The sequence below is a fragment of the Sphingobium sp. Ant17 genome, from assembly GCF_000588875.1.
In the GTDB taxonomy this organism is placed as follows: domain Bacteria; phylum Pseudomonadota; class Alphaproteobacteria; order Sphingomonadales; family Sphingomonadaceae; genus Sphingobium.
Genome location: NZ_JEMV01000010.1, coordinates 40504 through 55288, shown reverse-complemented (window position 1 = coordinate 55288; position 14785 = coordinate 40504). Strand labels below are relative to the sequence as shown.

Here is a 14785-nt window from a genome sequence, read left to right as displayed (position 1 = left end):
TGCTCAGGCCGCCTTAATCGGGTTGACCAGCAGGCCGATTTTCTCGATCTCCACTTCGCACACATCGCCATCCTTCATGAACAGCGGGGGATTGCGCGCCAGGCCGATGCCCGACGGCGTCCCCATCACCAGCACGTCGCCCGCCTCCAGCGTGAAGCAGGTCGACAGTAGGGCGACGGTATCGACCACATCGAACACCATGTCGGACGTGTTGGCACTCTGTACGGTCTGGCCGTTCAGGCGCGTCTCGATCTTCAGGCCCGCGCCGCCTGCGGGCAGTTCGTCCGCCGTCACCAGCCATGGTCCGAATGCGCCGGTATCGTCGAAATTCTTGCCGACGGTCCATTGTGGGGTCTTTAGCTGATAATCGCGGATCGACCCGTCGTTGAACACTGAATAGGCGGCGATGTGCGACAACGCGTCATCCTTGGCGATGTCCTTGCCGCCCTTGCCCACGACTGCGACCATTTCCGCCTCATAGTCGAGCTGGTCGGAGCAGGGCGGCTTGATGATGGGCGCGCCATGGCCGATTAGGCTAGAGTTGAACCGGCCAAACACGGTCGGGAATTCCGGCACCTGGAAACCGCCCTCCGCCGCATGGTCCTTATAGTTCAGGCCCAGGCACAGGATCTTGGGCGCCTTGATCAGCGGCGGCAGGAACGTCAGATCGTCAATCGCGACATCCTCGCCGCCTGCCACGACCGCGTCGCCCGCCTGCGTCAGCGCGTCGCCGCCCTGCGCGATCAGCGCGTCGAGATCATAGAGCCCGGCATCGCCGAACAGCGCCTTGACGCCCGCGCCGGTATCGACTGCCAAACCGGTCTGCCCATTTTTCGCAACTTTAGCCAAACGCATGATTCTATCCTCCTGATACCCTGCCACCGTGAGGGGCGCCGCCCTCCGGGTCAACATGAAATATATTCCGATAACTGAAATATACTATTCGTATTTGCCTCTGGCTTCAAAACTGCTATGGCTTTGGCGATGATGAAGAAGCTGAGCCTGACCGAGCGGGCCTATCGCCAGTTGCGGGACGATCTCCTGACGTGCCGGCTGGTGCCGGGCGATCGGATCAATATCAAAGACGTGTCCGACAATCGCGGCTTCAGCCTGGGCGCTGTGCGCGAAGCCCTGTCGCGCCTGACGTCCGAAGGTTTCGTGACGCAAGACGATGCGCGGGGCTTTCGCGCGACGCCGATTTCGATCGGCGACCTGATGGATCTGGTGACAGTGCGCAGCGATATAGAGGGGCAATGCCTGCGACGCGCCATCGCACGCGGCGGGCTGGACTGGGAATCCGCGATCGTCAGCGCCGCCCATCGCCTCAGCAAGACGCCGACCCGCGATCCCACTGATCCTGCCCGCCTGAACGAGGATTATGCCGACGCCCATGGCGCATTCCACCATGCTTTGGTGGCCGCCTGCGACAGCCCCTGGCTGCTGCGGATGCGCGACTGGCTCTACGCGCAATCGGAACGCTATCGCTACCTGACCGTCCCGCTGGCGACCGGCGAGCGCGACTTGGTCCATGAACATAGCGATATCGTCACCGCGACGTTGCGCCGCGACGCCGATCGGGCGGTCGCGCTGCTGGGCGATCACTTGGTGGCGACCGCCCGCCTGCTGGTTGATGCACAGGACGGCGCGATGCGCCTGCCGGGCCAGAAAACACAGGTGCGGGCGGCCTGACCCCATCCTAATTCTGCCGCTTCTGCCCGGTGCCGCCACCACTGGCGGGCATCAGCATGTTGCTCATCCCGCCATCGACCAATATGTCGATGCCGCTGATGTGCCCCGCATGGGGCCCGATCAGGAATAGGATGGCGTTGGCAACATCCTCCGCCACGCCCAGCTTGCGCAGCGGTATGGTCGCCTCGCGCTGGTCGCGCCTCGCCGGGTCGTCATAGCCTGCTGCCGTCATCGGCGTATAGGTCGGGCCAGGGGACACGGTGTTGCACCGAATGCGTCCGGTCCCCATTCGATGCTGAGCTGCCGGATCATCATCAGTAACGCGGCCTTGCTGCACGAGTAGAAACCTAGCGCAGGCGTCGGCGCGGTGGCGGACATGGATGCGGTGGCCACGAACGCCCCGCCGCTGGCCTTGAGATGCGGATGCGCCGCCTTGGCCAGCAGCCAGGCGGACCGTGTGTTAATCGCGAATATACGGTCGAAGTCGCTGGCGGGCAGATCAATCAGCGCCCCGCCCATGATGATTCCGGCATTGCTGATGACTGCGTCGATCCCGTCCATATGCGCCATTGCCGCCGCGACGATCCGGTCGCCGCAATCCAGCTCGGCTAGGTCGACCACGCAGGTCGCCGCCGCCGGTCCGATCGCATCGGCTACGCTCTCAAGATTGGCGGCATCCCGATCGGCCAACAGCAACTGATGCTCGCCCGCGATTACGCTGCCTGCGGCCAGCAATTGCGCGCAGGCCCGCCCGATGCCGCTCGCCGCGCCTGTGATGATGACCCGCATTCAACCTCTCCTATTTTTCTGCCTTGTCAGTCGCTCAGGCCTAGTTCGGCCATCAGCGCCGCGCGCAGTTTGAACTTCTGGATCTTCGACGCCGACATCGGCCATTCGTCGATAAATCTTATGTGGCGCGGCACCTTGAACGACGCCAGGCGCGATTTGGTGTAGGCGATCAGTTCGTCCGGCTCCACCGCGACGTAGCCATCGCGCTCGATATAGGCCGCCGGAATCTCGGCCAGCCGATCGTCGGGCAAGCCGATGACCTGCGCCAGCCGCACGGCTGGGTGGCTGGCCAGCACCGCCTCGACCTCGGCCGCTGCGACATTCTCGCCACCGACTTTCAGCATATCCTTGAACCGGCCATGGAACATCATATGGCCGTCCGCATCGATCGATCCGATGTCGGCGCTATGATACCATCCGTCCACGTCGATCGCTTCGGCGGTCTTTTCCGCGTCGCGATAGTAGCCGTCGAACAGATTATAGCCCCGGATCAAAATCTCGCCCCGCTCGTCCACGCCCCGTTCCGCGCCGGTATCGGGGTCGACGATCTTCATCTCGATCCCGGCGAGCGGGTAGCCCAGTTTTCTGAAACCCATTTCCGGGTCCATAGCTGGGCCGCCAGTGGTGACGATGCCGGTCGCCTCGGTCATGCCCATGGTGCCCACTTGCAGCATATTTGGGGCCTTGTCGCGATAGGCCTGCCCAACCCGGTCCGGCATGAACGCAAAGCAGCTATTTTGCAGACGGACGGATGACATATCCGTCTTGTCCCAATCGGGGTGAGCAATCATCGCCTGATGGAAAGTGACGAAGGGCAGGAACATCATCGTCACCTGCTCCGCCTCGATCTGGCGCAGGCTTTCCCCGGCGTCGAAATGCGGCTGGCCGATAAAGGTGCCGCCTACATCCATCGCTCCCAACATGCACAGCATCGCCGCGATATGGAACAGTGGCAGCGGCGACCAGGCCCGCTCGTCAGGCTGGAAGCCCCAGCGATAGCGCGCCAGATTGTTCGCCTCGCGCGTCACTGCCTCATGGCTGAGCAGGCACCCCTTGGGATTGGCCGATGTGCCGGAAGTGTAGAGGATCATCGCGGTATCGCGCACCCGCACGGTCAGGCGCGTGTCGTGGATGTCGCTTTCGCTGACGCTTTGTACCGCCGCATCGAACCGGGCCTGGTCGACGAAGCCGGGCGCGGAACGCCCGCCCAGCATGATGATCTGCGTCAGCAGCGGCGTGCCTGCAAGGGTCAGGGCAGCGGGATCGGCCGCTGTCGGTAGGTCGGGAAAGGCCTCCACCAGCCGCGCGCCGAAATCGACATGCTCGGTTACCAAATCATTGGTCACGATCGCGCGCAGATCGGCATTTTGCGCGACATAGGCCATTTCCGGCGCCTTGTAGCGCGCGTTCATCAGCACCGACACCGCGCCACACATCGCGTTGGCGAACAGCGCCTCGACAAATTCTATGCTGGACGGCAGCAAGATGCCGACATGGTCGCCGCGCCCGATGCCCAGCGCCTTCAGTCCGCGCGCGCGGTTAATTACGCCAGCCACCACATCATCATAGCTTTTGCGTTCGCCCGGAAATACCAGCGCCTCCTTGCCGCCGCCCTTGTCCCACCCCTTCATCAGCAGGTCGCCCAGGGTTGTCGCAGAGATGCGAATTGCGGCGCTGTTCTCGCCCTTGATGCCCACGAAAGCCCGCTCCTAATACCCGTAGATCCCGATTGGCCTTCAGATTGCAGCGTGCGTCCGTCCATGCGCCTTTCGTTGGATAGGTGCGGACAGGGCCGCCCACGCCAAGAGCGGACACAGCAAAATATCGGATCACGGATCGGGAATTTACGATGGAAGCCTATATCTACGATCATGTTCGCACGCCGCGCGGCAAGGGCCGCCCGGATGGCGCGCTGCATGAGATAAGCTCGGTCGAATTGGCGACGCAGTTGCTCAAGGCGCTTCAGTCGCGCAACAATCTCGATACCGCGCTGCTCGACGATGTGATCATTGGCATGGCACAGCCGGTCGGCGAACAGGGCGGAGTATTGGCGCGCGCGGCGGTGTTGCAGGCAGGCTATGCCCAGACCGTCGCGGGGCAGCAGATTCATCGCTTCTGCGCCACCGGCCTTGACGCGGTCAGCTTGATCGCTGCGCAGGTTCATGCCGGGATGATCGACGCGGGTATCGGCGGCGGCGTTGAGTCGATGAGTCGCACGGTGATGGGCTATGACTCCGGCGCCTGGACGTCAGACCCCGCCGTGGCTTTCAGCAATTATTACGCCCCCCAAGGCATCGGCGCGGACATTATCGCCACGCTCGACGGATATACCCGCGAGGATGTCGACGGCTTCGCCGTCGAAAGCCAGCGCAAGGCCGCCCATGCCTGGGACCAGGGCTATTTCAAGCGCTCGATCGTCCCGGTGACAGATGTGCTGGGTGAAGTCATCCTCGAACGCGACGAACATATGCGCCCCGGCACCACGGTCGAAAGCCTCGCCAAGCTCAAGCCGGCGTTCGAAGGCTATGGCAAGGCAGGGTTCGAGGCAGTGGGCAAAGCGAAATATCCCGAGCTGGAAGAAATCAACTATGTCCACCACGGCGGCAACAGCTCCGGCATCGTCGATGGTTCTGGATTGGTGCTGGTGGGATCGAAGGCATTCGGCGAGAAAGCGGGATTGAAGCCGCGCGGGCGTATCCGCTCCTATGCCAATATCGGCTCTGAACCCACGATCATGCTGACCGCGCCCACCGCCGTGTCGCGCAAGGCGTTGAAGGCAGGCGGGATGACCGAAAAGGACATTGACTTGTGGGAACTGAACGAAGCCTTCGCCAGCGTCGTGATGCGCTTCCAGCGTGACCTCGACATCCCCGATGACCAGATCAACGTGAATGGCGGTGCGATCGCTATGGGCCATCCGCTCGGCGCGACCGGCGCGATGATCCTGGGCACCGTTCTGGACGAACTGGAACGGCGCGACGCAGCAACTGGCCTCATCACGCTGTGCGCCGCCAACGGCCTGGGCACGGCCGCCATCATCGAGCGCGTCTGAACGCGCCCTTGCGAACTATAGAGCGGGACATTCCATGAAGACCATGCAACTGCAAAAGGCCGATGACGGCTTCGCGATCCTGACCCTCGACGCGGAAGAATCGATGAACGTCGTCAACGACGCTTTTTTAGCCGATATGGAAGCGGTGACGAAGCAGATCGCGGAAGATGACAGCATCACGGGTGTCATCCTGACATCGGCCAAGGCCAGCTTCATGGCGGGTGCCGACCTTAAGCAACTGGTCAACGGCTTCGGCACGCTGACGGCAAGCCAAGCCTACGCTTTCTCCAAGCGCGCGACCGACATGCACCGGGCGATCGAACAGTCGGGCAAGCCCTGGGTCGCGGCGATCAACGGGCTGGCGCTGGGCGGTGGGTTCGAACTCACGCTTGCCTGCCATCGGCGCATATTGGTGGACGACGCAAAGGTGCAGGTTGGCCTGCCAGAAGTCAATGTCGGCCTGCTTCCTGGATCGGGCGGCACGGTGCGGCTGGGCCTGATCGCGGGGATGAAAACCGCGTTCGACCTGCTGCTGTCGGGCCGTTCGGTCGGCCCCGCCGAAGCCCTTAAGCTGAAGATCGTGGACGAGGTGGTTTCCGCCGACACGCTGATCGACGCGGCCAAAGCCTGGCTTGCGACCGCGCCCGACCCGGTCAAGCCATGGGACGTCAAGGGCTGGACCCCACCGCAGAAGAAAGGGCTGACCGTCCCTGAAGACTCGACGGCTTATATGATGGCGACGGGTGGCATCGCCAAAGTGGGCTATAATCAGCCAGCTCCGCTGGCGATCCTCAATTGCGTGTTCCAGGGTCTGCAACTGCCCTTCGACAAGGCGCTGACCGTCGAGGGCAAATATTTCGCCAAGCTGCTGACCGATCCGGTCGCGCGCAACATCATTCGCACCACCTTCATTTCCAAGCAGGCCGCTGAAAAGGGCGCGCGCCGTCCCGAAGGCTTTGAGAAATTCGCGGCGAAGAAGGTCGGCGTGCTGGGCGCGGGCATGATGGGCGCGGGCATTGCCTATGTCTCCGCTAATGCGGGGATCGAGGTGATCCTGATCGACCGCGACACCGCGACCGCACAAAAGGGCAAGGATTATGCGGCCAGGGTGCTGGGCAAGCTGATCGAAAAGGGCAAGACGAAACAGGACAAGGCCGACGCCGTCCTCGCCCGCATAACCCCTACCGACGATTTCGCCCTGCTCGACGGCTGCGACCTCGTGGTAGAGGCGGTGTTCGAGGACACCGGGATCAAGGCGGAAACGACGCGCAAAGCCGAAGCGGTGTTGCCCGACCATGCAGTGTTCGCCTCCAACACCTCGACCCTGCCGATATCTCAACTGGCGCAGGCATCACAGCGCCCCGACCAGTTTATCGGCCTGCACTTCTTCTCGCCGGTCGAGCGCATGGGCCTGGTCGAAGTCATCATGGGCAAGCAGACCAGCAAGGCGACGCTGGCCAAGGGCCTCGATTATATCGCCCAACTGCGCAAAACGCCGATCGTCGTCAACGACAGCCGCGGCTTCTACACCAGCCGCGTGTTCCAGATGCTGATCCACGAAGGCGCGGCGATGCTGGCTGAAGGCGTGCCGCCTGCGGTGATCGAGAATGCGGCCAAGGCGGTAGGGATGCCCGTTGGCCCGTTGGCGCTGCTGGACGAACTGACGCTCGACCTGCCGCTCAAGATCGTCGATCAGGCGATCGCCGAGGAAGGCGACGCCTATACGCCGCCCGCCGGCGTTGCCGTCATGCGCCGTATGAAGGACGAGATCGGCCGCTCCAGCCGCAAAGCAGGCGGGGCCTTCTACGACTATCCCGAAGGCGGCAAGAAGCATCTGTGGAAAGGGCTGGCCGATCATTTCCCCACCAAAGCGGACTGGGACATCGAGGAACTCAAGCAGCGCTATCTCTATGCGCAGGCTATGGAAACCGCCCGGTGCCTGGAAGAAAATGTCCTGGAAACGCCGCAGGATGCCGATCTTGGCGCGATCTATGGCTGGGGATTCCCAGCGTGGACCGGCGGCACGATCAGCTATATCGACACCATCGGCATCAAAACATTCGTACAGGAATCTGACCGTCTGGCGCAGCTTTACGGGCCGCGCTTCCTGCCGTCCGCCTGGCTGCGCGACAAGGCGGCGCGGGGTGAAGATTTCTACACCCCCGCCAGCGAAACCACGGTCAAGGAGCCGGTCCCGGCATGAGACGCCTCATCTTCGAACCGGAACATGAACAGTTTCGCGACAGCGTCGTCAAATTCATGAGCACCGAAGTCGGCGCCCATGCCGAGCGGTTTCGCGAACAGGGCATTGTCGACCGCGAGCTGTATCTCAAAGCCGGGGCGCAGGGTCTGCTCTGCACCTGGGCGGACGAAAAATATGGCGGCGCGGGGATCGACGATTTCCGCTTCGAACAGATCATCATCGAAGAAAATATGCGCCATGGCGATGTGGGTTTCTACATCAACCTGCATAATGATCTCGTCGCGCCCTACTTCGCCAAACTGGGCAATGATGAACAGAAGGATCGCTGGATGCCCGGCATCGTTAACGGCGAAAAGATCCTGGCCGTCGCGATGACGGAACCTTCGACGGGCAGCGACCTGGCCGGGATGCGAACCAGCGCCACCGATCAGGGCGGCCATTGGCTTTTGAACGGCGCGAAAACCTATATCTCCAACGGCATATTGGGCGACCTGATCGTGGTTGCCGCGCGGACCGATCCCAACAGCCGCCATGGCCTTGGCCTGTTCGTGGTTGAACGTGGCATGGACGGGTTCGAACGCGGCCGCAAACTCGCCAAGATGGGCCTGAAGGCGCAGGACACCGCCGAACTCTTCTTTAACGATGTGAAGGTGCCCAAGGCCAATGTGCTGGGCGATCCGACCCAGGGCTTCAAATATCTCGCCCGTTTCCTGGCGCAGGAGCGGCTGGTAGCCGCGATCGGCTTCATGGCGACGGCGCAGACCGCCTTCGACATCACACTGGATTATGTGAAGGAGCGCAAGGCGTTCGGCAAACCGATCGGCGCTTTCCAGAATACACGCTTCAAGATGGCGTCGATGCGCGCCGAATTGGACGCGCTCCAGACCTATGTGGACCAATGCGTCCTGCTGCTGAACGCGGGCGAATTGACGGCGGAGGATGCATCGGCGGCCAAGCTGCTGAGCAGCGAACTTGAGGGCCGGGTCATGGACGAATGTGTCCAGTTGCATGGCGGCGCAGGCTATATGGAAGAATATCGCATCAGCCGCATGTATACCGACGCGCGGATCAGCCGTATCTTTGCAGGCACCAGCGAAATTATGCGCGAAATCATCGGGCGGGGGCTGGGGCTGGACGAACGCAAGCTGTCCTAAGTTGCTGCCGGGAGAGTGCCGATGTTGAACCTGGATCGCTTGCGGGACTACTCCATTCCCGCGGCGGAGGATATGTGCGATCCGCGCAGCGCCATCCTCTACGCACTGGGCGTGGGCGCGGGTCTCGCGCCGATCGATGAACAGAATCTGGTGTTCGAGCGTGACTTGGCGGTGCTGCCGACCATGGCGCTGGTGCTAGGTACGCCCGGTTTCTGGCCGATGGCGGCGGAACTGGGCTGGGACTGGGCCAACATCCTGCATGGCGAACAGAGTTTGCGTCTGTTCCGCCCGCTGGAGCTGGGCCAACTGGTGCACGGCCGGATCGAGATTGGCGATATCGCCGATAAGGGACCGGGCAAGCCTGCGCTGGTGCGTGCCAAGCGGACCCTGATGACGCCGACCGACCTGGTGATCGCGGAGATGGAAGAGACCTGGGTGTTGCGCGGCACGGGTGGCTTTGGCGGGCCGCGCGATCTGCCCGGTGCGGCAGCCGTCGCCATGCCCGATGAGCCGGCCCATGCCCTGCTCGACCTGCCGACCGCGATCAACCAGGCGCTGCTCTATCGCCTGACCGGGGATCGCAACCCGCTGCATGTGGATGCCGGAACCGCCGCGTCGGCCGGGTTCGATCGACCGATCCTGCATGGGCTGGCGACGATGGGGCTGGTCAGCCGGGCGCTGGTTCATTCATGCTGTGGTGGCAACCCCGCTCTTCTTACGGCGATTAGTTCGCGTTTCACCGCCCCGGTCTGGCCGGGTGAAACGGTGCGAACGGAAATCTGGCGCGATGGCGTTGATGTGCTGTTTCGCGCCAGCGTCCCCGATCGGGGCATAGTGGTCATGGATGGTGGACGGGCTTGCGTCGCCGGATTTTGAAGGGAACGGGAAGTAACGTGAAGATATTGGATGGTAAGGTGGCCCTGGTATCCGGGTCGGGTCGCGGCATTGGCAAGGCGATCGCGCTCAAACTGGCGCGCAATGGCGCGCATATCGTCGTCAACGACCTGGACGATGACGTCGCCCATGCAACGGCCGCAGAGATTGAGGCGCTGGGTGTCCGCGCAGTGGTATGCGTGGGCGACGTAACTGCGCTGGATTTCGGCGAGCAATTCATCGCCGCAGCGGCCGACGCCTTCGGCACGATCGACATCATCGTCAACAATGCCGGCTATGCTTGGGATTCGGTGCTACAAAAGACCAGCGACGAACAATGGATGGCGATGCTGGACGTGCATCTAAGCGCCCCGTTCCGCATCCTGCGCGCCGCCCAACCGGTCATCGCGGCGGCGGCCAAGGCGGAGATCGCCGCACATGGCCGCGCCACACGCCGCACCGTCGTCAACATCTCCTCGGTCGCGGGGCTGGGCGGCAATCCTGGGCAGGCGGGCTATGCCGCTGGCAAGGCCGGGATCGTGGGCCTGACCAAGACCGTGATGAAGGAATGGGGCCGCTATAATGTCACCGTCAACGCTGTCGCCTTCGGCGCGATCATGACGCGGATGACCGCGGGGGAGGCGGGCAGTTCGACCATCAATGTGAAGGGCAAGGACATCAAGGCCGGTGTCAGCGACGAAATCTTGGAAGCGATGGAAAAGGGCATACCGCTGGGCCGCGCGGGCACGCCGGAGGAAGCCGCCGGCGCGGTCTATCTTTTGTGCTTGCCCGAAGCGGACTACATCACCGGCCAGGTCATCGTCGCGGGCGGCGGCTGGCAGCTATAGGCGAGGCGGCGGGGCCGCGGCCTCGCCTGCCAGTCAAGCGGGCCAGGTCGGCGCGCGCCCCTGCATCCCCGCAAAGATCGGCCGCATAGGTTCGGGCACTTGCCCGGCACCGACACCCGTACCGAAATTCAAACCACGCCGTTCATGGATGCGCCACCCGTCAGGCGTGCGCCGCAGCCGGTCCTCATATCCGCCCACCGCCAGCAGATCGGTGGCACGCAGCGGATCGGCATCGGGAATCGCGAACCAATGCCAGGCCAGGATGCGGCTGGCCGCCCGCGCTTCGTCGCCATCCACCTCGATCACGACATTGGTGACATTGTGGCAGCAGCCCAGTAGCGCCCCCTGATAGGTCATGCATTGCGCATGGATGGCGTCCCGTCCCACCGCCTTCGCCCCGCCAAAATCGATGATGCCGTCGGGCGTGAACACCTCGTCCGCAATCCGGTGATACTGCATTGCATCGATCAGATGGGCGTAGCGATACAGGCATGCCTCTATCGCGATCCGGTCGGCCAGAATGTGGAGACTGTGGGTCATGATATCAGCCGCAACCGACCACGCCGCCATCGACCGGAATTTGCGCGCCCGTCACATAAGCGCCCGCCCGCGAACATAGAAATACGACAATCCCGGCGATGTCGTCCGGCTTGCCCAGGCGACCCAGCGGAATATGAGCCAGCAGCCCCGCATCGACACTGTCTTCGTCGCGCATGTGCGCGGTCATCTTGGTCGGGAAGAAGCCGGGGATGACCGCATTCACCGTGATGTTGCGCGCGGCCAGATCGCCCGCCAGGTCGCGCGTCATCATATGGACCGCCGCCTTGCTGGCGGCATAGCTATATGCGCTCAGCCGCTCGGTCTTCATGCCCGCGACCGAGCCGATATTGATGATCCGCGCCGGATCGTCGTCGGTTCCTGCCGCGCCCAGTTCGGGCAGCAATTCGCGCACCATGGTGAAGGGAGTCTGGACATTCACCGCCATCACGCCGGGCCACGCCTTGTCGGGGAAACTGTCTATCTCTCCGCCCCAGGTCTTGCCCGCATTATTGACCAGGATATGGCACGCCCCCACGGCATCGCGGTAGCGCGCGACCAGATCGACTGCGGCCTCCGGCGTCGAAAGATCGGCGGGCAGGGGGATGCAAGTACCCAATGCCCCCATCTCGCTCGCCGCAGCCTCGCAGATATCGGCCTTGCGCGACGTGATCGCCACCGTCGCGCCCGCGCGCAACAGCCCTTCGGCGATCATCCGGCCCAGCCCCTGCGCGCCGCCGGTGACGATCGCCTTCTTGCCCGCTAGGCTGAACAGGTAGCTCACATCGTCACCACGACTTTGCCGAATTTGTGACTGTCGCGCAGATGCAGCAGCGCTTCCTTCGCCTGCGCCAGCGGGTAGGTGGCTTCGATCACCGGCCTGATTTGATGATCACTCGCAAATGCCAGCATCTCTTGGAAATCCTGCGGATCGCCCACTTGGCTGCCGACGATGCTGGCGCTTTTCAGGAAGATGTCGGTCGCGTTGAACTTGATCTCGTTGCCCGCGGTCGACCCGTAGATGACGATGCGCGCGCCCGGATTGATCGCGCGGACATAATTGGCGAAGCTGGGCGCGGGCGCGCCGTCCAACACGACGTCGACGCCGCCGGTCAGCTTGCCGACCTGCTTGCGCCAGTCGGGGTCGGTGTAGAGCAGGCCGCCCTTGGCCCCCATGGCGATCGCGCGGTCGATCACCTCCTGGTTCTCGCCGGTGACATAGACATCGGCGCCTTTGGCGACGGCAAAGGCCAGGCCGAAGGTGGCAACACCGCCGCCCACGCCGCTGATCAGCAGCGTCTCGCCCGCCTGCAACCGCCCCTTGAACATCAGCGCTCGCCAGGATGTCAGCGCCGTCAGCGGCATCGCGCCGGCTTCCTCGAAGCTCATGAAGGCAGGCTTGGGCGCCAGATTTTCGACCGGCACGCAGATATATTCGGCGATCGTCCCGGCAAAGGGCATCCCCAGCAGGCCGAAATCGGCGGCGGGGGCATGACGGTTCGGCCCCCAGTTGCGGGCGGGGTAGAGGACGACCTCGTCGCCTTCGCTGGCCCCGCTCACGCCCTCGCCGATCATGTCCACCACGCCCGCGCCGTCGCAACCCAGCGTCGTGGGCACGGTCATGCCGGGATATTGGCCATGGGTGATGAACAGTTCGCGGTGATTGATCGACGCGGCTTTGATAGCGACCCGGACTTCGCCGGGGCCGGGCACGGGCGTTTCGACATCCGCCATGATAACGGAATCGGGTCCGTCGATCTTTTCGAGATACAGGGCCTTCATGGTGAACCTTTCCTGATGCGTCGGCGCGGCCGTTGGGATCGCCTGCCTTTTTCTGGATGGCGCGCCCGCGACGCAGCCTGTCATGCCATCAGGACAATGTTCTGGCGCGCTCATGACCTATCTGTGGATAGGAAAAGGGGATTGCATTTCAGATTTCAACGGTCAGAATATATTTGCAACAATAAAACGAATCGTGCCACGCAGCACGAACAGGAGAGACTGAATGGCCGTTGTCCCGACAATCGTCCTGCCGCCCCGCATCACTCCGACGCTGATCGAGCGTCCGGCGCTGCTGGCGCTGATCCCAAAGGTTGCCCTATCCCGCATGACGGTGGTGTCCGCGCCGGCAGGCAGCGGCAAGACCACGGCCATGCTGTTCTGGGCCGAACGTCTGCGGGCGGAGGGGCGACCGCTGCTGTGGCTGGCGGCGCGCGCGGGCATCGGCAACAAGGCGTCCTTCCTGCTCGCGCTCAAGGCTGCCGGCGTCGCGGCCCGGCTGGATTGGGCCGATCTCGACGCCGACGCGGGTGATGCCGTGTGGCTCGAGGCGCTGTCGACGGTGGTCGAACCCAAGCCGGTCATCGTCATCGACGACGCGCAACTGCTGGACGAAGCGACCCTGGCCTTCATCGCCCAGCTGTCGTCCAGCGCGCGCGACGGCCTGACCATGATCGTGGCGGCGCGCGGCTCGGTAGGACTGCCGCTGGCGCGGATGCGGGCGCTCGGTTTCCTGGTCGAGGTGGGTAATGCCGACCTCTCTCTGACGCTGGCTGAAGCCACGCAACTGGTAACGATGAGCGTGGGCGCGCCGATCGATGCGCAAAATTTGCAGGATATCGTGCGCGATACCCAGGGCTGGGTATCGGGCGTCGTCATCGCTTGCGATCTCTACCGGCGCGGCGCGCAGGGGGCGGGCCAGATGCGGCTGACCGGCCTGCGTCCGGAATTTGCTGAATATTTCCATGAAGAGGTGCTTGGCCAGCAGCCCGACGACGTGCGCCGTTTCCTGGTCGACACATCAATTCTGGATGAACTCACCCCTTCCGCCTGTGCGGCGGTGACGGGCAATGACGATGCGCGCGCCATGCTGGATCGCGTCTTTCGCGAAGGGCTGTTCCTCAATCCGATCGATCAGGAACATGGCCGCTACGCCTATCACCGCCTGTTCCGCGACATGGTGCTGGGCCGCCTGATGGACCGGGCCCCCGCGCGCGCCGCCATGATGCATTGCCGCGCGAGCGATCATTTCGCCGCGACGGGCGACATCCTCAAGGCGGTCGAACATGCCCGACTGAGCGGGGATCAGGCTTTCCTGGCCGGACAGTTGGATCGGCTGGCCGAACAACTCACCTATTCGGGTTATCTGTATCGGATCGACGAGTTGGGCGCGGAACTCCCCTGGGCCGTATTGGCACAACACCCCTATCTGCTGCTGGCTTTGGCTTGGCGGCGGATACGGCAATTGTCGTTCGCCGCCGCCGACAGGCTGATCGCCACCGCGCGGTCGATCCACGAAGCGCGCAACCAGAGCGACGACGTGTCGGCGCATGATAATGAACAACTGGATCTGATGATCCGCCATCGCCTCGTCATGCTGGCGGCGGCGCGCGACGATATGGTGGAGGTGGAGGCGGAAGCCGAACCCCTGCTTGCGGAAATGGCCGAAAGCCACGCCTATCTCAGCTGCACCCTGCTCGCGCAATTGATGTCGGCGCGGCGCGAACTCTATCATTTCCAGGACATGCTCAAGCTTGAGGCGGAAACCCGGCGCGCTTTGTCTCGCCCCGGATCGGACTTCGCGTCGATCGCGCTCAAGGCCTCGGTCGCGCCGACGCTGATGGCGCAGGGCAAGACGCAG

At 63.3% G+C, this 14785-nt stretch carries 11 protein-coding genes and 2 pseudogenes; 7 read left to right on the top strand and 6 right to left on the bottom strand.

Translation table 11 applies throughout. The annotated features are described in order from the left end of the window. Window positions 1-3: 3 nt before the first annotated feature. Window positions 4-855: a fumarylacetoacetate hydrolase family protein gene (locus BF95_RS06635; protein ID WP_043150246.1), complete on the bottom strand. Its 852-nt coding sequence runs from the start codon at window positions 853-855 to the stop codon at window positions 4-6. Between the two features lie 129 nt (window positions 856-984). On the opposite strand from BF95_RS06635, the gene BF95_RS06630 reads away from it, so the two are divergent. Then, complete coding sequence (locus BF95_RS06630; protein ID WP_193378856.1) at window positions 985-1689, top strand: GntR family transcriptional regulator; 705 nt, start codon at window positions 985-987, stop codon at window positions 1687-1689. Window positions 1690-1696: 7 nt separating this feature from the next. Here the strand turns inward: BF95_RS06630 and BF95_RS06625 are convergent. Together BF95_RS06625 and BF95_RS06620 are read right to left on the bottom strand one after the other, a co-directional pair. Next, window positions 1697-2478 (bottom strand): annotated as a pseudogene (locus BF95_RS06625) (SDR family NAD(P)-dependent oxidoreductase). 26 nt (window positions 2479-2504) lie between these two features. Further along, entirely contained in the window at window positions 2505-4175 is a 1671-nt protein-coding gene (locus tag BF95_RS06620) for a class I adenylate-forming enzyme family protein (protein WP_152542593.1), read from the bottom strand. Window positions 4176-4327: 152 nt separating this feature from the next. On the opposite strand from BF95_RS06620, the gene BF95_RS06615 reads away from it, so the two are divergent. The 5 genes from BF95_RS06615 to BF95_RS06595 are packed head-to-tail and all read left to right on the top strand — an operon-like array spanning window position 4328 to window position 10608. Beyond that, window positions 4328-5530, top strand: a complete 1203-nt coding sequence (locus tag BF95_RS06615; RefSeq protein WP_043150244.1) for an acetyl-CoA C-acetyltransferase — start codon at window positions 4328-4330, stop codon at window positions 5528-5530. Window positions 5531-5564: 34 nt separating this feature from the next. Next, the gene (locus BF95_RS06610) at window positions 5565-7733 is read left to right on the top strand and encodes a 3-hydroxyacyl-CoA dehydrogenase NAD-binding domain-containing protein (RefSeq protein WP_200866890.1); all 2169 of its coding nucleotides are present in this window, start codon (window positions 5565-5567) and stop codon (window positions 7731-7733) included. Then, window positions 7730-8887, top strand: coding sequence for an acyl-CoA dehydrogenase family protein (locus BF95_RS06605; protein WP_043150243.1), 1158 nt, complete (start codon window positions 7730-7732; stop codon window positions 8885-8887). Before BF95_RS06610 ends, BF95_RS06605 begins: the two co-directional genes overlap by 4 nt. Before the next feature lie 21 nt (window positions 8888-8908). Continuing rightward, window positions 8909-9763, top strand: coding sequence for a MaoC/PaaZ C-terminal domain-containing protein (locus BF95_RS06600; RefSeq protein WP_043150241.1), 855 nt, complete (start codon window positions 8909-8911; stop codon window positions 9761-9763). 38 nt (window positions 9764-9801) lie between these two features. Further along, window positions 9802-10608, top strand: coding sequence for an SDR family NAD(P)-dependent oxidoreductase (locus BF95_RS06595; protein WP_235209597.1), 807 nt, complete (start codon window positions 9802-9804; stop codon window positions 10606-10608). Window positions 10609-10641: 33 nt separating this feature from the next. On the opposite strand, the gene BF95_RS06590 is transcribed toward BF95_RS06595, so the two are convergent. From BF95_RS06590 to BF95_RS06580, 3 genes are read right to left on the bottom strand one after another with little or no spacing between them, the layout of a single operon-like run. After that, window positions 10642-11148 (bottom strand): nuclear transport factor 2 family protein, encoded by a 507-nt coding sequence (locus tag BF95_RS06590; protein ID WP_043150310.1) that lies wholly within the window; start codon window positions 11146-11148, stop codon window positions 10642-10644. 4 nt (window positions 11149-11152) lie between these two features. Continuing rightward, window positions 11153-11929, bottom strand: a complete 777-nt coding sequence (locus tag BF95_RS06585) for an SDR family oxidoreductase (protein ID WP_043150239.1) — start codon at window positions 11927-11929, stop codon at window positions 11153-11155. After that, a complete protein-coding gene (locus BF95_RS06580; protein ID WP_043150308.1) occupies window positions 11926-12927 on the bottom strand; it encodes a quinone oxidoreductase family protein in 1002 nt (333 codons plus the stop codon). Before BF95_RS06580 ends, BF95_RS06585 begins: the two co-directional genes overlap by 4 nt. Before the next feature lie 223 nt (window positions 12928-13150). On the opposite strand from BF95_RS06580, the pseudogene BF95_RS30615 reads away from it, so the two are divergent. After that, window positions 13151-13516: pseudogene (locus tag BF95_RS30615) on the top strand (AAA family ATPase); the annotation flags it as partial. Window positions 13517-14785: the final 1269 nt, after the last annotated feature.